Source organism: Pseudobacteroides cellulosolvens ATCC 35603 = DSM 2933 (assembly GCF_001262605.1).
GTDB lineage: Bacteria > Bacillota > Clostridia > Acetivibrionales > DSM-2933 > Pseudobacteroides > Pseudobacteroides cellulosolvens.
This window is the reverse complement of the sequence record NZ_LGTC01000001.1, coordinates 1,794,939-1,818,656: the sequence shown is the minus strand read 5'-3', so window position 1 is coordinate 1,818,656 and position 23,718 is coordinate 1,794,939. Positions and strand designations below refer to the sequence as shown.

General features: G+C 34.3%; 20 protein-coding genes and 1 tRNA gene. 13 read left to right on the top strand and 8 right to left on the bottom strand.

What is annotated here, in order from left to right; translation table 11 throughout:
* Positions 1-34 precede the first annotated feature (34 nt).
* The 11 genes from Bccel_RS07385 to Bccel_RS07335 all read left to right on the top strand — a co-directional run bounded on the left by Bccel_RS07385 (position 35) and on the right by Bccel_RS07335 (position 13,191).
* The gene (locus tag Bccel_RS07385) at positions 35-1,888 is read left to right on the top strand and encodes a HEAT repeat domain-containing protein (RefSeq protein ID WP_036942352.1); all 1,854 of its coding nucleotides are present in this window, start codon (positions 35-37) and stop codon (positions 1,886-1,888) included.
* Positions 1,889-1,890: 2 nt separating this feature from the next.
* Complete coding sequence (locus Bccel_RS07380; RefSeq protein ID WP_036942349.1) at positions 1,891-2,718, top strand: CheR family methyltransferase; 828 nt, start codon at positions 1,891-1,893, stop codon at positions 2,716-2,718.
* A 15-nt stretch (positions 2,719-2,733) separates the two neighbouring features.
* Complete coding sequence (locus Bccel_RS07375) at positions 2,734-3,102, top strand: response regulator transcription factor (protein WP_036942347.1); 369 nt, start codon at positions 2,734-2,736, stop codon at positions 3,100-3,102.
* Positions 3,103-3,107: 5 nt separating this feature from the next.
* Positions 3,108-5,429 carry a chemotaxis protein CheA gene (locus Bccel_RS07370; protein WP_050753244.1) on the top strand — a complete coding sequence of 774 codons (2,322 nt, stop codon included), beginning with the start codon at positions 3,108-3,110 and terminating at the stop codon, positions 5,427-5,429.
* A 27-nt stretch (positions 5,430-5,456) separates the two neighbouring features.
* Positions 5,457-5,816 carry a response regulator gene (locus Bccel_RS07365; protein WP_036942497.1) on the top strand — a complete coding sequence of 120 codons (360 nt, stop codon included), beginning with the start codon at positions 5,457-5,459 and terminating at the stop codon, positions 5,814-5,816.
* On the top strand, positions 5,801-7,747 hold the full coding sequence (locus tag Bccel_RS07360; RefSeq protein WP_050753243.1) for a PAS domain-containing hybrid sensor histidine kinase/response regulator: 1,947 nt from the start codon (positions 5,801-5,803) through the stop codon (positions 7,745-7,747). Before Bccel_RS07365 ends, Bccel_RS07360 begins: the two co-directional genes overlap by 16 nt.
* 64 nt (positions 7,748-7,811) lie before the next feature.
* Complete coding sequence (locus Bccel_RS07355) at positions 7,812-8,891, top strand: PAS domain-containing protein (RefSeq protein ID WP_036942341.1); 1,080 nt, start codon at positions 7,812-7,814, stop codon at positions 8,889-8,891.
* On the top strand, positions 8,879-11,089 hold the full coding sequence (locus Bccel_RS07350; protein WP_050753242.1) for a hybrid sensor histidine kinase/response regulator: 2,211 nt from the start codon (positions 8,879-8,881) through the stop codon (positions 11,087-11,089). Before Bccel_RS07355 ends, Bccel_RS07350 begins: the two co-directional genes overlap by 13 nt.
* Before the next feature lie 39 nt (positions 11,090-11,128).
* Positions 11,129-11,521: a response regulator gene (locus Bccel_RS07345; protein ID WP_036942336.1), complete on the top strand. Its 393-nt coding sequence runs from the start codon at positions 11,129-11,131 to the stop codon at positions 11,519-11,521.
* A 59-nt stretch (positions 11,522-11,580) separates the two neighbouring features.
* Entirely contained in the window at positions 11,581-12,477 is an 897-nt protein-coding gene (locus Bccel_RS07340; RefSeq protein WP_036942334.1) for a sensor histidine kinase, read from the top strand.
* A gap of 114 nt (positions 12,478-12,591) precedes the next feature.
* The gene (locus Bccel_RS07335) at positions 12,592-13,191 is read left to right on the top strand and encodes a nitroreductase family protein (protein WP_036942331.1); all 600 of its coding nucleotides are present in this window, start codon (positions 12,592-12,594) and stop codon (positions 13,189-13,191) included.
* Between the two features lie 94 nt (positions 13,192-13,285).
* Here Bccel_RS07335 and Bccel_RS07330 read toward each other — a convergent pair.
* A tRNA-OTHER gene (locus Bccel_RS07330) sits at positions 13,286-13,367 on the bottom strand.
* Between the two features lie 213 nt (positions 13,368-13,580).
* Here Bccel_RS07330 and Bccel_RS07325 point away from each other — a divergent pair.
* On the top strand, positions 13,581-15,011 hold the full coding sequence (locus tag Bccel_RS07325; protein WP_036942328.1) for an aminopeptidase: 1,431 nt from the start codon (positions 13,581-13,583) through the stop codon (positions 15,009-15,011).
* Between the two features lie 8 nt (positions 15,012-15,019).
* A complete protein-coding gene (locus Bccel_RS07320; RefSeq protein ID WP_036942325.1) occupies positions 15,020-15,673 on the top strand; it encodes an HAD family hydrolase in 654 nt (217 codons plus the stop codon).
* A gap of 102 nt (positions 15,674-15,775) precedes the next feature.
* Here Bccel_RS07320 and Bccel_RS07315 read toward each other — a convergent pair whose 3' ends face one another.
* From Bccel_RS07315 to Bccel_RS07280, 7 genes are all read right to left on the bottom strand, one after another.
* A complete protein-coding gene (locus tag Bccel_RS07315; protein WP_036942322.1) occupies positions 15,776-16,414 on the bottom strand; it encodes a DedA family protein in 639 nt (212 codons plus the stop codon).
* A 17-nt stretch (positions 16,415-16,431) separates the two neighbouring features.
* A complete protein-coding gene (locus Bccel_RS07310; RefSeq protein ID WP_036942319.1) occupies positions 16,432-17,505 on the bottom strand; it encodes an LCP family protein in 1,074 nt (357 codons plus the stop codon).
* A 293-nt stretch (positions 17,506-17,798) separates the two neighbouring features.
* On the bottom strand, positions 17,799-18,386 hold the full coding sequence (locus Bccel_RS07300; RefSeq protein ID WP_036942317.1) for a TlpA family protein disulfide reductase: 588 nt from the start codon (positions 18,384-18,386) through the stop codon (positions 17,799-17,801).
* A 76-nt stretch (positions 18,387-18,462) separates the two neighbouring features.
* The gene (locus Bccel_RS07295; protein WP_160317702.1) at positions 18,463-19,962 is read right to left on the bottom strand and encodes a transglutaminase-like domain-containing protein; all 1,500 of its coding nucleotides are present in this window, start codon (positions 19,960-19,962) and stop codon (positions 18,463-18,465) included.
* Positions 19,963-19,966: 4 nt separating this feature from the next.
* On the bottom strand, positions 19,967-21,271 hold the full coding sequence (locus tag Bccel_RS07290) for an MFS transporter (RefSeq protein WP_036942315.1): 1,305 nt from the start codon (positions 21,269-21,271) through the stop codon (positions 19,967-19,969).
* A gap of 2 nt (positions 21,272-21,273) precedes the next feature.
* Positions 21,274-22,473 carry a DUF58 domain-containing protein gene (locus tag Bccel_RS07285; RefSeq protein ID WP_036942312.1) on the bottom strand — a complete coding sequence of 400 codons (1,200 nt, stop codon included), beginning with the start codon at positions 22,471-22,473 and terminating at the stop codon, positions 21,274-21,276.
* Positions 22,466-23,416 carry an AAA family ATPase gene (locus Bccel_RS07280; RefSeq protein WP_036942311.1) on the bottom strand — a complete coding sequence of 317 codons (951 nt, stop codon included), beginning with the start codon at positions 23,414-23,416 and terminating at the stop codon, positions 22,466-22,468. The genes Bccel_RS07285 and Bccel_RS07280 overlap by 8 nt, the downstream gene beginning before the upstream one ends.
* Positions 23,417-23,718 lie beyond the last annotated feature (302 nt).

Below are 23,718 nucleotides of genomic sequence, written 5' to 3'. Positions count from 1 at the left end.
CAAATAGGTATAAAACCAAGGATGGGGTGAATATATGAGCCTTTCAAAACAAAATGATACTAAAAGTCTTCCGGTACTCTTAAGTAAACTTAAGAATGAAAAAAACAGATATAATCAGGAAGTGTTGATTGAAAAGATAAGTTTTTTTAAGTCGGAGCAATCTGTACGCCAGATCATTCCCTTATTGAGGTCGGAAGATGCTTATCTAAGGAATGCAGCGATTGAAATATTACAGAATATAGGTCAAGAAAGTGTAAATATACTTGGAGAAGTACTAAAGGACGAAGATAAAAATATAAGAAAATTTGCTTTGGACATACTGAAACAAATACCGACGGAAGAAAGCAGCAGCTTGGTTTTGGAAGCTTTAAGAGATACTGATAGCAATGTGATTCAAACAGCTGTGGAAGTTTTAGGAATACATAGGTACAAGAAGGCTTTACCTGTACTTTTAACAATATTCAAATCAGAAATGAACGTCTGGGTCCTGGATTCTTTAATAAATGCCCTTGGAAACTTCCGGCAAGAAGGATTTATAGGAATTATAGAGGAAAAGATTGAGTCAGATAATTTTAATGATCTGGAAAAAAATATTCTGGTAAATTCCTTTGTGAGAGTTTTAGGCAAAATAGGATCATTAAGTGACCTGGAAAAGGTTATTAACACTTATATAAAAGAATATAAAATCAGTGACGAAACCCTAATACGGTGTATAAGCGACATTATTAACTCAAATGAAAAGGTATCTATAAGTTTAAAAACACTAGAAATAATAGAGGGCATATACAAGGAAAAGCTAAGGTACGAAAATGAAAAGGATACAATTAAGTCAATTAAGGCTGCTTCAAAGATTCAACTAAGTTTTTATCTCAACGATGTAAGTACTCTAATCAAAAGATTTCACCACATGGAATTTTTTGAAGAAAGCCTTTTGGAACTAGTATGTCAGCTAAATATTATTCCAATAGCATTTATAATAGGTTTACTTGAAGATGATAGTACCGATATAAAGGTTTTTGCTCTAAAAATAATCAGAAATAAAAAAATTGAAGGGCTTAAGCCTGAGATTGAAAAGCTGTGCGATAATGATGAAATCAAGGTAGCGAGTGAAGCACTTCGCATAATATGCGATATAGAAAGCTATATGAATGAAGAGCTTTTAAAAAGGTTTTCTGCTTCTATAGAAAATGAGCTTAGTACCATAGCACTTGAAGGCTTGATAAATCATGGGAAGCTTGACAACGCCTTATCAATCCAATGTTTGAAGCATCCAAACAGAAATATAAGAAAACTGGCTGTTAAAAGGTTGATATCGAGTCAAGACAAGGTGGATACTGATGAGATTGAAGCAATAGTAAAAGACTTCAAAGAAACTATAGGGCTTGATGCATTGGAAATCATGTTGCGATTGGATAATGAAAAGGCAGAGAGTTTGATAAAGCAGATAATGGATTGTGATACCGGAAGTACCCGTAAAAAGCTTGTTGAAATAATAGATTTACTTGATAATGAATCCTATTCTTTCTATATTAAAATACTTGCCAATGACTCAGATCATCTAGTAAGAAGAAATGTAATAAAATCTCTTTGTAAAAGAATAAATCGTTGCTCTTTCGAATTATTGACAACACTTTTAGAAAATGAAACTAATGAAAACAACAAGTATGAGATCATATCAGAGTTGTATAAATTTCAAGAAGCAGAAAGTTTTGACATGTTAGTATCATATTTGGATTGTGAAGATACACTTTTAAAACTTGCAGCCATAGGATCCCTAGGACACTATGGAGATAAGAGAGCAATCGGTTTTCTAAGAAAATATATTGACTGCGGTATCCCCGATGTATGTGACAGTACAAAGGAAGCACTTGAAAGACTGGGGGTATGAATATGATTCTTTTAGATGATTTATACGGAAAGTTTATAGATGTAATATATAAAAGGACCGGGCTTTATTATGAGCCGGGAAAAAGATATTTTGTTCAGAAAAGGCTTGAAAAGCGTATTGAAGAGTTGGGTATGGAAAGTTTCAAGGAATATTATCAACTAATTAAGTTCTCATCGGACCAGTCGGAATTTAATCAACTCATTAATGACCTCACAGTTAATGAAACTTATTTTTTTAGGGACTTTCCTCAACTGGAAAACTTTGCTGAAGAAGTACTGCCACAATATATTAAATATAAAGAAGCAAAAAAAGATTATAAGTTAAAAATATGGAGTGCAGCCTGTTCAACAGGAGAAGAACCGTATACCTTATCTATTATCCTTATGGAAATGCTGGAACAGTATGATAGATGGGATATACAGATACTTGCAACAGATATAAATACCGAAGTGTTATCTATGGCACAGAGGGGGATTTACGACAGCAGGTCAGTAAGAGATGTTCCTGAGGAATACCTTGGTAAATACTTTACATTGAGAAACGGTAAGCATCTAATCAATTTAAATGTAAGAAAGTCTATAGCGTTTAAGCAGTTAAACCTCATGGAATCACAAGAAATGAGGAATATAACAGGCTGTGATTTTATATTCTGCAGAAACTGCCTCATTTATTTTGATGATGATTCCAGGAAGAAGGTTATAGAAAGCATGTATAACAGCTTAAATTCATGCGGCTATATTTTCTTGGGCCACTCTGAATCCATAGGTAGAATTTCCTCTGCCTTTAATGTACAGAGGATTGGAAAAACAATCGTATATTCAAAACCTTAAACGGAGGGAATCCTTATGGCTAAAAGAATTTTAGTAGTAGATGATTCTGAAATGGTTAGAAATTACCATAGTTTTATTCTTGGGATGTTCAAATATCAAGTTTTTACTGCTGAAAACGGTATGATCGCACTGGAAAAGGTGTTGAGCGAAAATTTTGACCTTATTGTTACCGATATAAACATGCCCAAAATGGATGGATATGAGTTTATAAAAAGATTAAGGGAAAACGATATAACTGTGCCCATAATTGTTATATCTACAGAGGATGAAATGAAAGACAGGGTGAAGGGATTAAGGTATGGGGCCAATACATGTATGGTAAAGCCTACCGAACCTGAAAAGCTGGTTACTACAATAAATTTACTTCTAAAAAATGAAGGGTGAAATTTATGGGATATACTTTTGCGGGTGATGATCTTGAGTTATTAAAATCTTTTATTGAAGAGGCGACAGAATACATTGAAGGTTTGGAAAAAGAGCTCTTAAAACTTGAGTCAAATGATGAAAACAGTGAATTAGTTAATGATATTTTCAGAAGGGTTCACAGCATAAAAGGGTTATCTTCATTTCTAAGCTTTGTTTGTATTACCAAGCTAAGCCACCACATTGAATTTGCTTTAGACAGCATAAGGAAAAAGAAGACTGCCGTAAGGTCTGAGTTAATTGACTGTCTGTTGGAAAGCATAGACCTTCTTGGGAGCTTTATTTATTCAATAAATGAACAATTAAAAGATACTGACAGTATGAATGGGCATAATGAAATTGAGATAATCCTTGCAAACGAGGATAAGCTGGAGAACGTAATAAATAATATACAAAACATTTTAGATAAGAAGGATGATGATAGCTCTCATACATCCTTTAATCAGCATATAAGTATGGCAGAAGATAGCGAGACTAATAATAAACAAGAACAAAGTGGTCAACAAGGAGGAGAAACAAGCAGCGAAGAAAGTGGAGATAATCAGCCTGATGTTGATATTCTCAATTCAGAAGAGTTTAAGAAAAAATTAGCATCGGGGTTTAAAGAGCAATTTGTTGTAGAGGCCACAGAACATATTGAAAGGATAGAAGGAGATTTACTTGTAAAGCTTGATAAATCAGGAGATGATTATGACACAATAAACGACTTATTCAGATGTATACACAGCATTAAAGGAGGTACAGGAATTATAAACAGTACCTTGCAAAGTACAAGCCCTATTTCCCCTGTAGTTAAAAATGTATCAATTGTTACCCATTCCTTTGAAAACATATTAGCCGCATTCAGGGATAAGAAATTAGTTTTCAATAAGCATATGGTATCACTTGGCTACGAGGTTGTAGATTATCTTAAAGCATGTGTTGATGCAGTAAACAACAATCAGTATGTGGATATACCCATCCAGGATCTGATTGGAAGAATAAACAGATCACTTGATATAGATCAAGGTCCGGAAAATAACGTGGTACGTGAAAATACATATATAGAAGAGGTGAAACCTAAGGATTTAGGACAAAAAAGCACAGTGTTACAGAGCATAAGGGTTGGCCAGGATAAGCTTGATAAGATGATGAATACAATAGCCGAGCTCATTACTACCAAAAACTCCTTTATGCATGTATCAAAGAGATTGAATATTGAATATAACATTCCGGAACTGGCGAAGGAAGTAAAGGAGATTGGTTTTGCGATAAACAGGATATCCGATGAGCTTCAAAACACAATAATGTCGGTAAGAATGGTTGAGGTAAGAAACGTGTTTCAGAAGATGCCCCGTATAATTAGGGATATTTCTCAATCAACCGGAAAAAAGATTAACTTGATAATGGAAGGTGAAGATACTGAGATAGATAAAACCATTATTGAGCAAATAAGCGACCCTTTGGTTCATATTATAAGGAATGCTGCTGACCATGGTATAGAGGATACGGAAACAAGGAGGATTAAAGGCAAAAGCGACATTGGAACGATAAACTTAAGGGCATATAACAGGAATAAACATGTGTTCATTGAGGTGGAGGATGATGGAAAAGGTATTGATTCTACGGAATTGAAGCAAAAAGCTATAGATAAGGGATTTATAAAAAGTGCAGAAGCGGAAAATATGAGCAGAAGCCAATTGTTGAATTTGATATTCCTTCCAGGCTTCAGTACGGCAAAAAAAGTAACTGAAGTTTCTGGACGCGGAGTTGGAATGGATATTGTTAAGAGCAACATTTCAAAAATAAACGGTTTAATACATATTGAAAGTGAAGTTGATAAAGGCACAAAAATGATAATTCAACTTCCTCTTACTCTTGCTGTTTCAAGAGGACTTTTGGTAGAAGTTATGAAGGAAAACTACATTATTCCAATAGAAAATATCGTAGAAACTGTAAAGATAAACATCAGCAATATTCATGAATATAACAAGAAATACTTTACGCACCTTAGGGGTGAAGTAGTTGGAGTTGAATGGTTAAGCAGGATATTTATGCTTGATAATGATTGTAATAGAAAAGGTAGTTTAGAAGACGAAGTAAATTCCGTGGTTATATCAAATGGAGTGGAAAAGGTTGCGGTTATTGTAGATAAATTAAAGAATGAGCAGGAGTTTGTTGTAAAGACACTCAGCGATTGTCTGGCATCAATTCCCGGCATATCAGGTTCCACACTTTTGGGAAATGGTCAGGTAGTTCTCATTTTAAATCCAACGGATATTATTAGAATGGCTGATAAAAGTATTTAAAAGAGAGAGGTGATTTTCTTGAAAATTATGATTGTAGATGATGCCTTGTTCATGAGAGAAAAGATTAAAACATATTTACATAAATATTGCTTTGAAACCTGTGAAGCTCAAGACGGAGAAGAAGCAATTCAAAAGTATAAGACTGAAATGCCTGATATCATTACAATGGATATTACCATGCCTAAGATGGATGGGATAGAAGCCGTAAAAAGAATTCTTGAAATAGATAAGGGAGCCAGGATAATAATGGTTACTGCTCTAGGGCAGGAACCATTTGTCATAGAGGCTATGAAGCTTGGTGCCAAGGATTTTCTGGTAAAACCTATAAATGAAGAAAGACTGAAAGCAAGCATTGACAGGCTGATTAGCAGTTGCTTATTAAGATAGAAGAAAATATTGCTAATGACATTATATATTTCATGATTTATATTAAAACAGTAGTCAAGGGGGGAGACTTCAATGAAAAAAAAATTGGCTTTTGTTGTAGTAATTTTGTATTCACTTATATTGCCGCTATTAACCTACTATGTGTCAAGCCGTTAAAAGGTATATTTGGAGTCTTTCTGGTCATATGTGCTACAGCATTATGGGGATTTCGAGGCGGAGTAATATCTACATTATGGGGAATCCTTATTTTGGCAGCTGACATACTGGTAGATCCAATTTTAAGGACTAATAAGCATGCAGTGTTTTCAGGAATTTTTATCTATATAGTTATTGGTATTTTTTTAGGTAAGGCGATTGACAACTTGCGATTTCAGCGTATAACTCTGGAAGAGAAAAATGCTGAGCTGGTTAAAACAAAAGAAGAATTAGAAAAATCAAGGGATTTTTATTTGAATATCCTGGAGGATTTTCCTGCCCTTATTTGGAGGGCGGGTACTGACTCAAAATGTGATTATGTAAATACAAATTGGCTCAATTTTACCGGGCGTACATTTGAACAGGAACAGGGGAGTGGTTGGACTGAAGCTGTGCATCCGGATGATTTAAACAACTGTTATGAGACTTATATTACTTCATTTAATTTGAAAAAGCCTTTTGAAATGGAATGTCGTTTAAGACGGTATGATGGAGAATACAGGTGGATATATAGTATAGGCAAGCCATTTGTTGATTTAAACGGAAACTTTTCGGGCTATATTGGGTCATGCTATGATATCACTCAAAAAAAACTTATGGATGAAGCCCTTATAGAAAGCGAAAAAAAATTCAGAGAATTATTCAACGGTGCGAAGGATGCAATTTTTGTAACACAAATAACAAATGATAATAAACTTGGCAAAATTATTGAAGTAAATGATGCAGCTATAAATAGATTAGGCTATGCAAGGGAGGAGCTTTTGCAGCTATCACCTACAGATTTGATAAATGACGAATATAAAAGCAAGTTAGCTGAAAACATGAAGATTCTTTTGGAGAAAGGCAGCCATACATTTGAAATGATTAATATTACATGTGATGGACGGATTATACCGGTTCAAATAAGTGCATATATCTTTGAACTAAAAGACCAAATGGTCGTCATGTCAATATCCCGTGATATAACAGAATGGAAAAAAGCAAAAGAAGCTGTTGAAGCGGCTAATGCAGCAAAAAGTGAGTTTTTGGCAAATATGAGTCATGAAATAAGAACACCATTAAATGGAATAGTGGGCATGACAGATGTTTTACTATCTACAGAGCTGGGGGTAAAGCAAAGAGAGTATTTGAGCATAGTCAAGGCTTCAGCAAATTCACTGGCTCAAATTGTTAACCAGATTCTATTTTTTTCTGAAATAGAATCTAACAGACTGGAGGTTCAGGAAATCAATTTTAATCTTATAAAAACCATAGATAAAATTTTTGAGTTCTTTAGATGTCATTCAAGTAAAAAATGCGTTGAAATCTTTTATTTAATCAGTCCAAATGTTCCAACATTACTAGTTGGTGATCCGGAATTACTGAGACGTTTGCTTATGTGCCTTGTTGATAATGCAATCAAGTTCACAGAAAAAGGTGATATTACTCTATCTATTGATTATAATCCTGTCAATGAAGAAAAGGTAATGATTAGATTCTCTTTAAAAGACACAGGTATTGGTATTCCGGAGAGCAAAATTGACAGCAAATTTGATAGCTTTAGCCAGGTGGATGGCTCATATACACGAAAACATGGAGGAGTGGGCCTGGGACTTGCTATGGCCAAAAGGCTTGTTGGGGCATTAGGAGGAACAATTTGTATCAAGAGTGAGGTTGGGACTGGTACAATCTTAATGTTTGATATAACCTTTAGATTGCAAAAAATGGATGTAAAAAATCAATCACTTTTCATATAGCATTAAATTTGATATTTAAAAGGAAGGACTGATAGACATTTTTACTAATTCAGGGAGAGAAAACTTGATACGCAATCAAAACTTGTTTAATCAAGGATTGGAATTGCATGGAAATATTAACCTATATCGTGCAATATGTTTACTTGTGGCTGTTCTTCAGCCCTCACTGGTGCAGATTATCAAGTTAACCGATCCATCCATGGTCGATCCCTGGATAGGAAAGTATATATTCTCAGTAATTGCAGTGATTTTGACAATTCTATCATACATTAATAAATATATGAAAAATCGAATGGTGGTTTGGGTTCAGGGATTATTGGCCATTACTAGCTTATACATTGTATATCTGAATTATCTGAGCAGTCTTGCACCGATATATTGTATTACGTTACCTATAGTTGTTTGTTGTGTCAGTTTATTACTTAATAACATAAATTATGTTTTAATTTATGAAATTATAATAAATGTACTAGCAATTGCAGCAGCTTTTCTTGTCAAAAGTCCTCATACAAATAGGATATATTACTTAAGCTTTTTAATAGGTATTTCAGTATTTCTTTACTTATATTTAAGGCATATGGTCAAACAACAGAAAAAACTTGCAGAAAGCCAGTCAAAGATGAAAGCGATTATAAGTGCAATGCCGGATATGGTATTTGTGCTGGATGATAAAGGGGTTGTAATGGAATGCAGCCTTCCAAAGGAATATCCAACCCAAAAGTCAATGGAAATGATCGGGAAAAAAGTATATGAGATAATTACGGAGCAAGTCCCGGCTAATATACTAAATATAATTAAAGAGGTATTAACAACAGGAAAAACAAGGTTTCTTGAATACAGTCATAATGTAAATGGGGAAACACGCTGTTTTGAAGCTAACTTTGCTGCTATAGATAACTGTCAGGTTGTATCAATAGTGCGTGATATAACGTCTCACAAGAGTATGGAACAAAAACTTAAGAAGAATGAAGCAAAATATAGGTCTCTGTTTGAAAATATGCATAATTGTTTTGCACACCACAGGATAATTGTAAATGAAGATAATAAACCTGTTGATTATGAGTTTTTAGAAGTAAATAGGGCATTTGAAGAATACACTGGTATAAAAAGTGAGGAGATTTATGGAAAAAAATGTCTGAGTTGATAACGGAAATGAATTTTGAGAACTTTAGCTGGATTGATGACTATGGAATGGTTGCTCTTGAAGGAGCAGTTATAAGATTTGAAAGGTATGTTGAACATCTTAAAAGGTGGTTTGATGTATCGGCATATTGTACTGAAAAATATTATTTTGCAACACTTTTTGAAGATATAACAGAACGTAAACGGTCTGAGAACGAATTAAGAAAGGCTATGGAAGCTGCTGAGACGGCAAACCTTGCAAAAAGTGAATTTCTTGCAAATATGAGTCATGAGATAAGAACACCTTTAAATGGCGTAATCGGGATAATAGATTTATTAAATTTTACTGAAATGACAAAGCAGCAGAGTCAATATATGAGAATGCTTAAGACCTCAGCACATTCACTTCTTAATATAATTAACGATATTTTAGACTTTTCGAAAATAGAAGCAAGGAAGATGGAACTTGAAAATGTAAAATTCAATTTGATTGATGTGGTTGAGGAGTCGGTCAGCAGTTTTGCTGTACATGCATATGAAAAGTCCATAGAACTTGTCTGTAATATTGAAAAGGATGTTCCTGCGTATGTTACAGGGGATCCGGGCAGGTTGGGGCAAATTGTGTCAAACCTTGTAAGCAATGCTGTGAAGTTTACTGAAAGAGGTGAAATTGTAGTTAATGTAAAAAAGTTGGAAATAGACGGCGGCAGTATTGTAATTAAATTTTCTGTAAAAGATAGCGGCCCTGGAATTCCGTCAGATAAGCAAAACTTATTATTCAAGAGCTTTAGTCAGATTGATTCAGCCCACGCAAAGAGACATAATGGTACAGGACTTGGACTGGCTATTTCAAAGCAGCTTACAGAGATGATGGAGGGCTCGATTTGGATTGATAGTACTAATGAGAAGGGGAGTGAATTTTGCTTTACAGCAAGATTCCATATTGATGAATATACAGCTGAAAACAACAACCCAATTGATATCTATAAAAGACTACGGGGCTTACAAGTGCTTATAATAGACGATAATGCTACTAACAGTATGTTTATAAGGGATTTGATTGAACAGTGGGGCATGGTACCATTATCGGCATCCAATGCTCAAGATGGACTGCACATTCTGGAAAACAGTGCTGCACGTGGAAAACTTATTGATGTGGTACTTTTTGATGCACAATTGACTGACATGGACGGGATATCTTTTATCGAAAAAGTAAGAATTGGGCTGCATTTTTTCAATACCATAATAATGATGCACTCCTCTTTAGATATGGAAGATTATTGTTATGAATCAGACGTTTATGGTGCTGTTGCCTGTATCATGAAACCCTTAAAGCAATCACAACTGTTGGAATTATTGGTAACTACCGTAGAAAATAATCCTTTACCGGGTGATAACTTAGATTCAAGTCTAGTATTAAATGGTGAAACGATAACAGAAGGAATGGTTTTCAATGAAATTTCAAGCCATACTGAGCTAAAAATTCTTCTTGTAGAGGATAATCTGGTAAACCAAAGGATAGCAGTTGAGTTACTAAAACGAAAGGGTTGGGAAGTTGTTGTTATTGGTAACGGTCAAGATGCAATCGGGCTTATCCGCTCGGATAATTTTGATGTGATTCTTATGGATATCAGAATGCCTGGTATGGATGGCTTTGAAGCCACGAGAATAATCAGAGAAGAAGAAAGGATAAGCGGCATCTATACTCCCATAATTGCATTAACTGCAAATGCAGTTATGGGGGATAAAGAACAATGTTTGAAGGCCGGGATGGATGGATATTTATCAAAACCTATAAATCCCGACGAATTGTATAAGCAGATTCAACATATTGTTATTAACAGAATTAAAAAGTCCGGGAACGTTATTGAAGAAAAAATGCCTGCTGATCTTGATAGACTGGTAGCAAAGCTTGATGGAGATAGGGAATTAGTTTCAAAATTAATTAATTTTTTCTTAAGTGGAATAGATGAAAAAATAACTACTTTATCGGAGAATATAAAAAATAGAAATTCCGTACGAATTGAAGAGCTTGCTCATGAAATTAAGGGAATGGTGGCAAATTTCCATGCTGTGAAAGTATATGATTTAGCATATGAACTGGAAAGAGCAGGTAGTTTATCAAAATTTGATAGTGTTGAGACAACACTAAGCAGATTTATAAAAGAAGTAGATATCTTAAAGGATTATTGTGTTAGCTTTGAAAAACAAATAGTTTAAAGGTATTATTTAAAAATAAATTTTCAGGAGGAATTATCCATGAGAATTCTAATTGCTGAAGATGACATTGTCAGTCAGAGTATTTTAGAGGCTTTTCTCACACCTTACGGCGTATGCGATGTCGCGATAAACGGGCGTAAGGCATTTGAGGCATTTAAAGCGGCGTGGGATGAAGGAAAACAGTATGATCTTTTGTGTTTAGATATTATGATGCCGGAGATGAGTGGTCAGGAAGTATTATGTAAAGTAAGGGAATATGAGAGAAATGAAGGAATTGGGGGGTTGGATGGAGTGAAAATTATAATGACTACAGCTTTAGGTGATGCTGAAAATATTAGAAAGGCATTCAGGGAGCAATGTGAGGCATATCTTGTTAAGCCTGTTGAAAAGGTTAAACTGATAAATGCACTTCAGGAGTTGGGATTGATTTAATTCTAAATTGTGGTATACCAATAACTGTGCTTTTTTGGGAACGGAATGTGAGGATAATTATGTGCATATTAAACTTAAGTAGATGTAAAAAAACTAAAGGAAAAGATTATAGGGCTGCAAAAGATATAAAGCCATATTCTGAGATAGATGCATTAGGGATTAAGATTAAAAAAACAAAAGATATATTATGCAAAAGAGAATCAATACTGCATAGTGATATTGAAAAAATTCAAGATTATAACGATAGGATAAAGAAGGTAAACCAACTCAAGAATGACATTTCTAAATTTGTTACTGAAGATATTGGAATTTACCTAAATTCAATCATTCGGTTTACCTCTAATTTGTTAAAAGAAAACAGAAGTGCATTGTCAAATGAAGAAATAAATAGGTTATTAAAAATAAGGATTGAATCAAAGGAACTACTTGATGCTATAGGTAATGCAAACTTAATTGTAAAAGCTGAAAATTTTCAAGTAGAACCAAAAAAGGACTTATTTAATATTATTGAGGTGGTTGATGAAGTAATAAATCACTTTATGAATACAACTACCAATAAGGATTTAAAATTTGAACGGATTTTATATTCTGAAGAGAGTATTCCAATATATAGTGACCGTTTGAAGTTTAGGAGAATATTAACGGATCTGTTATCTCATTCTATAAAGGATACTTTAAGAGGAACAATAAGGCTAAAAATAGATATTAAGGATTCAACCTATTGTATAATGCTGCAGGATGAGGGTAAAGGTTTTACTAAGGATGAGATGGATTTTGTATTTGATGAGTTCTTTATGATCACTGATAAATGCTATGTTAGCAAGAGAGCAATGAGTAAGGAATTAGATATTTACAATGTTAAGCAACTGGTTGAGCTGCTCGGGGGCAGCATAGAAGTTGAAAGTAAAGAGGGAGAAGGTAGCTGTTTTACTATTTACTTGCCCATTGGCAACTAGAGCAAGTATTAATCAAGACTATTTATGAAAAGCTCCTGTTACCATCTCTAATTCATAGGGTATATAAATGTAAGACACAAAATAAAAATTACAAATAAACTTTGAGGTGGTAATATGAGCATGGATTTTTATAAAGCCGTTGAGAATAGAAGGACATACTATGGAATTGGCAAGGAAAAAGTTGTTCCTGAAGACAGAATTGTTGAAATAGTAGAAAACTCAGTGAAGTTTGCCCCCACGGCATTTAATTCACAGAGCGGAAGGGCAATTGTTCTTTTGAACCAACATCATGATAAGCTTTGGGATATGACAAAAGAGGCTTTGAGAAAAATTGTACCTAAGGAAAACTTTCCACAGACGGAAGATAGGATTAACGGATTTAAAAGCGGTTATGGAACTGTATTGTTCTTTGAGGATCAAAATGTTGTGAAGTATCTTCAGGAGCAGTTTGCTTTATACAAGGATAACTTTCCGGTATGGTCACAGCAAGCGTCAGGGATGCTACAGTTTATAGTCTGGACTTCTCTTGAGGTTGAAGGACTTGGTGTATCGTTGCAGCACTATAATCCGCTAATTGATGAAGATATCAGAAAAGAGTGGAATGTTCCGGAAAATTGGAAACTCATTGCACAAATGCCCTTTGGAAATGTAGTTGCAAAACCTGATGAGAAAAGTTTTCAGCCTATTTTCGAGAGGGTAATGGTAAAAAAGTAAATTAACATATGTCAAAATTAAAAGGATCATAATTTGCTAAGTCTGAAAGTAAAATAAACAAAGAGCCTTACTTTTAAAGTAAGGCTCTTTGTTTTGGTGCGGAAGACGGGACTTGAACCCGTACGGTCGCCCACACGCCCTCAAACGTGCGCGTCTGCCAGTTCCGCCACTCCCGCAAGTGGTCGCTGTCTCAAGCAGCAAATTTATTATACTAGCATATAGTGTTTGTGTCAACATTTTTTTAAAATTTTTTTTAATATTACACATGGAATATATTGCCGCCATAGCATTGCGGGAAGACTAATAGTAAAACTTTATTTATTTTAATAGAAAATGGGTATATAATAACAATGATAAAATCAATATTTACAATAATTTTGGAGGCACTTATGGAAGATAACAAGACAAGCGGACAGTTATTAAATGAAAAACTTACTCATAGCAGTAAAAATATATGGGAAAAAACTGATGAGAAGGAAAAGGAACTTGCATTTAAGTTTTCAGAAGAGTATAAGCAGTTCTTAAACAGTGCTAAAACAGAAAGGGAGTTTGCAGCATTAGCTGTTAAGAAGGCCGAAGAAAATGGATTTATATCTGTAGACAGCCTTGGGAAGGATGGAAAGCTAAGTCCAGGGATGAAGGTGTACCAAGTTAATAGAAATAAAGCAGTTGCACTGGCTGTTATAGGCAAAAACTGCTTTGAGAATGGAGTAAATATAGTAGGGGCCCATATTGATTCTCCAAGAATTGATCTTAAACAGAATCCTGTATATGAAGATACAGATATGGTGCTTCTTAAAACCCATTATTATGGCGGAATTAAAAAATATCAATGGGTTACAATTCCATTGGCATTACACGGTGTTGTCGTAAAAATAAGTGGAGAGGTTATTGATGTTAATATTGGGGAAGATGATTCCGATCCTGTTTTTACAATAACAGATTTACTGCCGCATTTAGCTCAGGATCAAATGCAGAAGAAAATGAGTGAAGCTATTACTGGCGAAGGCCTTAATGTTCTTTTCGGATCAATTCCCTATGATGATGATAAGGTTAAAGACAAGGTAAAACTAAACATATTAAAGCTTTTAAACGATAAGTACAGCATTACTGAAGAGGATTTTGTATCGGCAGAGTTGGAGATTGTGCCTGCTTTTAAGGCAAGTGATGTTGGCCTGGACAGAAGCTTTGTGGGCAGTTATGGGCAGGATGACAGGGTTTGTTCATATGCTGCATTAGATGCAATATTGAACATGCATGATGTGGATAAAACAGCTGTATGCCTTCTAACCGACAAGGAAGAAATAGGTAGCATGGGTAACACAGGAGCTCAATCGGTGTTTTTTGAAAATTTTCTGGCAAAACTCTGCTTTCTTAGCACAGATAACTATAATGACATGATTTTAAGATTATGCCTATCAAATTCTATGATGCTCTCAGCTGATGTAAATTCAGGTGTCGATCCCAATTATGAGGGGGTGCAGGATAAAAGAAATGCATCATTTATGGGGAAAGGGCTAGTACTCCAGAAGTACACCGGAGCAAGAGGGAAAGTCGGAGGTAGTGAAGCAAACCCTGAATTTATTGCAAAGCTAAGGAAAATATTTAACGAAAATCAGGTAGCTTGGCAAACAGGAGAAATTGGTAAGGTTGACCAGGGTGGGGGAGGTACCATCGCTCAATTTTTAGCCAATCTGGGAGTAGAGGTTATAGACTGCGGAATAGCTGTATTATCAATGCACTCTCCTTTTGAAATTACAAGTAAAATTGATATTTATATAATGAATAAGGCATATAAGGTTTTTTATAAGGAAATATAGGTGGTCTTATGAAAATTGATGCCATAATATTTGATCTTGACGGTACCCTTGCAGATACTATTCCATTAACCATATACGCACTTAAAAAGGCTGTTTTGGAGCTTTCAGGCAAGGAATACAAGGATGAGGAAATACTTAATGAATTTGGACCTGTTGATACAGAGATAATAAAAAAGCTTCTGGATTATAAACATGATGATATAGCACCAGATGTTTATATAAAGCATTTTGAAAGCAGCTTTAACGATTTTGTAAAACCTATAGAGGGAATAGAACGTCTGCTGAAGTTTATAAGCTCAAATGATATAAAACTTGGGCTATTTACAGGAAGAGGCAGAAGGGCTACAGGGATAATAGTTGAAAAGTTAGGCTTAAATGAAATGTTTAATATATTGATAACAGGTGATGATACGAGAAAGCACAAGCCAGACCCGGAAGGCATATTAAAGGCACTTGATCTGCTGTCTGCAGACAAACAATCAAGTTACTATGTAGGTGACTTTGATGTGGATATATACGCAAGCAGAGCAGCCGGAGTAAACTCCGTATTGGCACTTTGGGCTTCATCGGGCGACGAAAGGCTCAATAAACATAATCCGGATTATTGTTTTAAGAATCCGCAGGAATTTATAGATGCTTTAGAGGATATCATGAAGAGATAGGTTACTAATACTTTTAATATAATAAATGCCTAAAATAAAAAATAACGAGCTGAAGTTTAACTTTAGATCGTTATTTTTATTTTAAATCTACTATTTAAATTATTATTTTTTGGATGATTTGCGGCCTTTAATAAATGTTATTGCAGCAGGTAAAAACGTTACAACAACGATACCTATAATAACAAATGTAAAATTCTCCTTAACAGCAGGAATGTTACCGAAGAAGTATCCTAACAGAATGAATGTCGTAATCCAGGAAACGCCTCCTACGGCGTTGTATAAAGTATAACGTCCAAAGCTCATTTTGCCCAGGCCGGCGACAAATGGTGCAAATGTACGTATAATTGGGAAGAACCTTGATAATATGATTGCTTTACCGCCATGCTTATCGAAGAAGGCATGGGTTCTATCCAAATGTTCCTGCTTTACGAGCCTGATTTTTTTAAATTCAAGCATCTTGGTTCCTATAAATTTACCTATAAGGTAGTTTGTCGTATTTCCAAGTATAGCAGCAATAACCAAAAGGATGTATGCCAGTTTTATATCCAGGCTGGTATGAAGTGCACCTAATGCAAAGAGGAACGAATCCCCGGGTAGAAAAGGTGTAACTACCAACCCTGTCTCACAAAAGATAATCAGAAATAGAATCATATAGGTCCATGCACCATAATCCTTTATTATCTCTGCAAGATGTTTATCAATGTGTAGTACAAAGTCGATTAACTGCATTATCAAATCCATTTATAATTGTCTCCTTTTTATGGTTTTGGGGTTTTTGATCCCTTTATTGACGTATCGGAGTTAGATGGGTTTTTTGTAGCTTTTGGCTTGTTTTTGCTCCTTGTTAGCTCCCTATCATCCTCATCTGCATAATATGATGGTGCTGCACCCAAATCAGATTGAAAATTCTCCTCAACTATTTTTGCTGTAGCTTTGCGGTCAGGCACATAATACCAGATTCCATTGACAGAAGCTGTATCACCTGGAACCATGAAAGTCTCCATACCTGAAATATCTATGTTGCTTATATTTTGGGCAAGTTTAAGTGCATCACTTGCTGTTATGTTGGTTTCAACGCTTTTTAGTATAACATCAATTATATCACTTGCTTTGGATATATATTTAATATTCTTTTTTTGCTTGATTAATTCACGAATAAAGTTTTGCTGTGCCTCTATCCTCTTTAAATCACTGCCGTCATAATATTTCATCATTTCTTTAGAGTATCCACCCTGGGGTTTTCTAAATCTCATAAACTGCTCTGCTTTTTTTCCGTCTAAATGCTGCTGACCCTTTTTCAGGTTTATGTGAAGGTTCTGATAAGGGTCATTATAATAGAGATCCACCGGCACATAGTAATCCACACCATCTAATTTGTCTATTATTTTTCTGAATGCGGAAGTATCAACATAAACATAGTATTTGATTCTTACACCAAGAAAATTGGAAAGGGTATCAACTGCCAGATCTGCTCCGCCTCTTGGGTATGCTGCATTGATTTTGGTAAAACCAAGTCCTTTTACCTTAACCCTCGAGTCACGTGGCGTTGATATGATACTGATTTTACCTGTACCTGGTGTGAAATTTACCAGCATCATTGTATCGGTGTTTCCAGCTACTTTATCACCGCCAAGCACTAATATATTAACCGGATTTTTATCTGCTACAAAAGGCTGTATGATGTGATTGATAAGGTTGTTTTGAGTGTTTGCCTTGCCGTCTTTAGGTGCTGCTGCTGTTGTATTAATCAAAAAGAGCAGCCAGACACCGGATGAAAATAAAAAAATTGTAACTGTTGTAGTCATTATTAAATAAAATTTACGAATATTCATTTCCTTGCCCCTATAATTATTTTCTGAGATTTATTGCAAATGCATATCAGAAAATAATTTATCCAGAATGTATAATATATCGGTTCTAAACTGAGTTTACATAATACTTGATTATTATTTTGCCAATAAACACTTACTGCAGAATTAGTATATACTATGATTATATTATAGTCAATTTTTATAAATGCGATTTTGTAAATATTTTGTGAATGGAATTTAAAAATATTGTTAACAAATTTAAAGCAGCCAATTGTACATTTAACATTTGGCTGCTTATATATACTTTGCAATAATTACTTGTAAAGTTTCTCTACAAACCCTTTAACCATTTCATAAGTCATTAGACCTGAGTGTCTTTGTACTATTTTACCTTCTTTATTTATGAATAGGGAGGTAGGGATCTCGGTAGTTCTATAAAGATTTCCTACGTCACTATTGGTATCCATAAGAACATTAAAGGTATAGTTGTTCTTTTTCATAAATTCCTTAACAGTATTTTCATCTTCACCTAAATCTATTAAATATACCAATAAGTCTTTGTCTTTGTATTCTTTTTCGATTTTTTGAATTTCAGGTAATTCTTTTTTACATGGAGCACACCATGTTGTAAAGAAGTTTAAAAATACATTTTTACCCTTAAGCTCACTAAGTGTTACTTGCTTGCCATTAAGATCGGTTAATGTAAAATCTGATGCCATTTTTAAGGATTCGCTGTTGGAATCTGAGGCACTGCTGTTACTTGGAAGAGAAGTAACATTGGATGTAGTATTTGATGGAATATCGTTGTTCGATTTGTTGCTCCCCTTAAAACTAAAGATACCCAGGATAGCAAGTACCACAGCTAATGCTGCAAGTAAAATAATAACAAGATTTTTTTTCATCACAAACACTCTCTTTCTTAAGTTTATTATAACTATTTTAACTAAAATTTAACGAGTAGACAAGGTATAACAGTGTTTATATTTTTCCTTGCAAATACTTTAATGTAAAGTGCTTAAACTTTCCTAAATTTTGTTTTGTGTACAAGCTTAGGTTGTTAAAGCTATCCAATACGTGAGCTTTATCCTTATCTGTAATAGCATTATTACTGTACCGTGCCAATATAAATACATCGGTAACTGTATTAAGGTTGGCATGGTTTGCCACAATTGATTTTCCCATTCGATTTGCATAGTCCTTAGGTGTTTCGCCATCCTCTTTGCCATAACCGAGGAGGGACATATAAAACAAAATAAGTTTATAGGAAGATATTATGCTGTCACGAGGAGACATTTTGGTAAGCTTATTAAGCTTCCTTCTTCCTTTGATGTGATTGAACAATACTAATGCTGCAAAGGCTAAAATACATAGGCTTACAAGTACTATTACTATAACAAGGGTAATGAGTTTTTTATTGTCAGCGGGAAGCTGTTTAACCTGTAGCTCATAATTATTACTTGGGCTGTTTTTACCGTCAATCCAGGAGGGTTTACCTCCTTTTGTATCCTCTGACCTGTCGTCGTTCTTGTTTTCATTGTTTACAGTACTGGCATATGCAGCGGTCGGCTCGAATTTAATCCAGCCAAAGCCTTCAAAGTATGCTTCAACCCATGCATGTGCTTTTTCGTTGGTAACATGATATTCATTTCCCTTTTTTGATCCGGATGTTACAATATATCCTTCAACATATCTTGCCGGTATTCCAAGGGATCTTAGCATAACTACCATTGATGTTGCGTAATATGTACAATATCCTTTCTTAAGGTCAAATAGGAAATAATCCACAAAATCCCTGCCGGAAGGTGTATCATCCGGAGTCAGAGTGTATTTGTAATTGTCCGAAAGATATGTTTCAATTGCTTTAACCTTGTCGTATCTGTTGTTTTGTGTGGAGGTTATTTTCTCAGCAAGCTCTTTTATCCTGTTTGGAAGATTTTCAGGCAATTGAAGGTATTTTGTATAAGCCTCTTGCGAGTTGATGTTGAAGATGTTCATAATATAGGGTGTTAGAGGATTTATTGACACATTTATATCTTTTAAGAGACAGTTGAAATAGTTGGAAATAGTCTTATAACTCATATCATTAAGAGGAATCATAAATGCATATGCATTTTCCGTTCTGCCAGCGAATATTACATTGTCGCTGGATAAAGTTATTTTTTCCCCGCCTTTGTGTTGCTCTATTACATTCAATACTCTTTGAGGGATGTTGTTTATATCAATTTTGGGAAGACCTTCAACAACAGTATTCAGAGCTGGATCAAATGACATTGAAGAAGAGACCAGGTTTTGATCAGCTGCAAATATGACAAATTTATAGTCTTTTTCGTCAATTACTTCGATAGGAGTATCAATAAATTCATTGTATGAATTGCAGACAAGATTTAATTTCTCACCTATCTGTGTTGTAATGAAATTATAATCGTCAAGGTAATGTTGGAAAAAGTCTCTATCACTTTTGCGAAGCAAATTCTCCATTTTTTCATTCATAATCATGTTTAAGGAATAAAAACCATACTTGGAGTTTTTTTGACATTTGTTTTGATGTGGTCACATCACCGTTTGAATTCACCATCAAATCCATTTTTGGAGCATTGATTTGATATGCGTTTTCAGTAAGGAAAATAGTCTTGGTGGATAGATTATGATATGTTATTTCAATGTTGTCCCTTGTGAAGTAGTTTTTAATAACATTATCATCCCGAGTAATAAGGCTCATACCGCTTAAAAGCTCAATATAGTTTAATAAAAGACTATTATTGTCCAAATTTGTACCGTATGTATAGTAGTTGTCTGTTAATTTTTTTATCAAATCGTGATAATTTATCTGCAAATTATCACCTTTACTGGCAATTTTATTGGTGATGGGATTGGAATTTATCCAGGATTTACCTGTATAAGTGTCTTGTACTGCACCTTTAAGGTAAATGGATCTGGGTGACTTTACTTTTAAGACCAGGTTTTTATTTTTTGATATTTTACCGCCAAGAGAGCCGTCTCTGTTACCAAAACCTGTTTCTGACAGTGAAAAATAATCAAATTTGCTGGGCATTCCTGTATTAAAGTAACTAAGGTAAAATGTCTTGAGTTTCCCATCCAACCACTTCCATTCAATTGGCTTTGGACGGGCAGGAATTATATATGTAACAAAAAGTATGATACCACATAAAGGCACAATAAACAGCATAAATGAAGATGGGTTGATATATTCATTTGCACCCACGGAAGAGTTTTTTATATAAATATGCCGCATGTAGTATATTACCATAAGGAACAAAAACAAATAGAATGTACCTGGTGACACCAGGAATTTATTTACGAACTGCACCGTAAACAGAAGTGATCCGCTAATAAGTATAACAACAAAGTTAAACCTTTTAATAGTAAAAATAAATATAAATAGAGTAACTGCAAATATAAAAAATGTTGCAATTAATATACCATAAATACTTATAAGTCCTACCTTGAAGCTTAAGACATAATCATAAAGCCAATTACAAAAGTAATCAATATTTATGTATATCTCATTAAAGCCGAACTTGTACCAAAGAAGACCTATAGTCCCTAAGAAAAGTACAAGTATTGACCAAAGAGATATTTTCAAGACTGTTTTATTTATGGTGATTGCAGAGTAAAACAAAGTTACAATGGATATTGCAAATATAATTATAAAAGGGTGGTATTTTAAATTCAGTGTAGTAGTAAGAGCATATGTAAAGCTAAAACTCATAAAAACAGTCAATATAAAATTCATAAGGTAGTTTGGTAATATTTTTTTTATTGACATAGCTATCTCTCCAATATATGTTTTATGTCATCGGATATATCTAGTTTATAAACATCCACACCTATTTCAGTAAGGTTGGATAAAATAGTATCTGCATCACTGTCGGAATTTCCTGTAAGTTCAGAAGGAGACACATAGATTATGCTAATGTCATATCCGGAGTAATTTGCATTATAGATTTCGTTATAAAGTTCATAGCTTAAATTTGATGTACATAAAACCACGTTTGAGTTGTTTATGTTATTCATAAGATGGACTTTCAAGAGGTCTCTCAGTCCTACTTTTTCAAGGAAACTTATTGTTGTCAGAGTTTTGTAAATTTCATCGAAATCAAGTGGTGAACTGGCATAAGTATCTATTATTTCATCCTTGTAATAAACAAGATTTAAGGGTATCCAGCTATTAAGGCAATAATAAATTACTGAAATTGCAGACTCCAGTACCTTGTCTTCGATAATGGTATTTATTTCGTGGGAGTAAGGGTTTTTCTGAAGGTCAAGGAAAATTACGCTGCTTGTCTGAGTGGTGCTTTGAAAATTCTTAACCATCATGTTCCGCGTTTTGGCTGTAAGCTTCCAATGAATTTTTTTTAAGCTGTCACCATAAGCATATTTTCTAATGTCCGATACTGTGGTCATATCCTCAAACCTGTTGTTTAAAACACTTTTGGTTTCACTCATATAATTTGTTTTCAGCTTGAATCTTTCTAAAAACACGATTTTAGGGTAGACGGTAATATGTTTGGTCTCTAAGTTTTTATATGTCAACCTGAAGAGTCCAAAAAAGTCTTCAAACTGGACAGACTTTATGCCAATCTCATAATTGCCTCTATAATTGCATTCTAATTGGAAAGAATACTTTTTACCCTTAAAGGGTAATAGAGAAAGGCTTTTTGACTGAAACTGGTTCTTAAATATTGTATCATCACCGCAAAAGTTAATTTTTATGTAAGGATAAAGGAAAAAATCCTCGTTATGAATACTCAAATTGAAATTTACTATGTCACCCTTTGTTATAAAGTTTCTATCAATGCTTTGAGTGTACTTGAACCTTATAAGTATAACAAGTGTGTACAAGAATGATATAATGGGCATCAAAATGACTATGTAAAGAAAACCGTAAGGAACCTTGCCGCCGTAAAAATAAGTAAATATTAAGGCAGATAAAAAAAAGCAGGCGTATAAAACCCTATTCTTAAACATTGGAATCCACCACAGGAACCTTTATTTTATCCAGAATTGAGTCTAAAATATCCGCTGCATTTATTTTCTTAAGTTTGGCTTCCTGTTTGAGTACAATTCTATGTGAAAGAACAGGAACAACCATATATTTAATATCTTCAGGCATTACAAAATTCCGCTTGTTATAGAAGGCCCATGCCTGAGCTGCCTTAAAAAGTGCAATTGATCCTCTTGGGCTTGATCCAAGTATTATATCATTGTGTTTTCTAGTACTTGAAACGATATCAACTATGTAATCATTAAGGGTTTTATCTACATGTACTTCTTTTATTTCTTCCTGTATTTTGATTATTTGCTCACCGGTGGCTACGCTTTCTAGTGTCTCTATGGGATTTGACTGCCTGAATCTGTTTAATATGTAGCTTTCTTCACCTGGAGTTGGATAACCTATGGATATTTTCATAAAGAATCTGTCTAATTGAGCTTCAGGAAGGGGAAAGGTACCTAGATATTCAATGGGATTTTGAGTTGCCAGCACCATAAAGGGTTTTGGAACTTTATGTGTTACTCCGTCGACTGTTACCTGATTTTCTTCCATGACTTCAAGAAGACTTGCCTGGGTTTTGGGTGAAGTTCTGTTGATCTCGTCTGCCAGTATAATCTGGCTCATAACGGCTCCAGGGCGATACTCGAAGTCGCCTGTTTTTTGATTGTACATGGAAAAGCCTGTAATGTCCGATGGCAATATATCAGGGGTAAATTGAATTCTTTTGAAAGATGCACTTATTGACCTTGAGAGAGACGATATAAGACTTGTTTTTCCTACTCCGGGAACATCTTCAATGAGTACATGTCCGTTACATATGAGAGATATAAGTGCCAATTCTACAGATTTTCTTTTGCCTACAATTACTTTTTCCACGTTTTCAACAATACTGTTTAGTACTTTAACTGAATTCTCCATTATTTTCTCCTTTTTCTGTCTAATGATGAGTTTTCATTCCTTAACGGCTTTTCGGTATGATTAGATTAGCCATTAAAGCAGAGTTACTTAAAAGCACTATAGTCGAATTTATATCAATCTAAATATTTATTAAAATATTATTAATCTCGTTATTATAAGAAAAAACGTAAAAGATTAATAACTTTTAATAAAAATATTATATTATAAAATAATGAGATATTGAAGAGAAAAAATAATAAAACGGCCAGAATTAAAAAATGTGACAAAGATTTACACAAATGTAGTAAAAGTATAATTGTTTT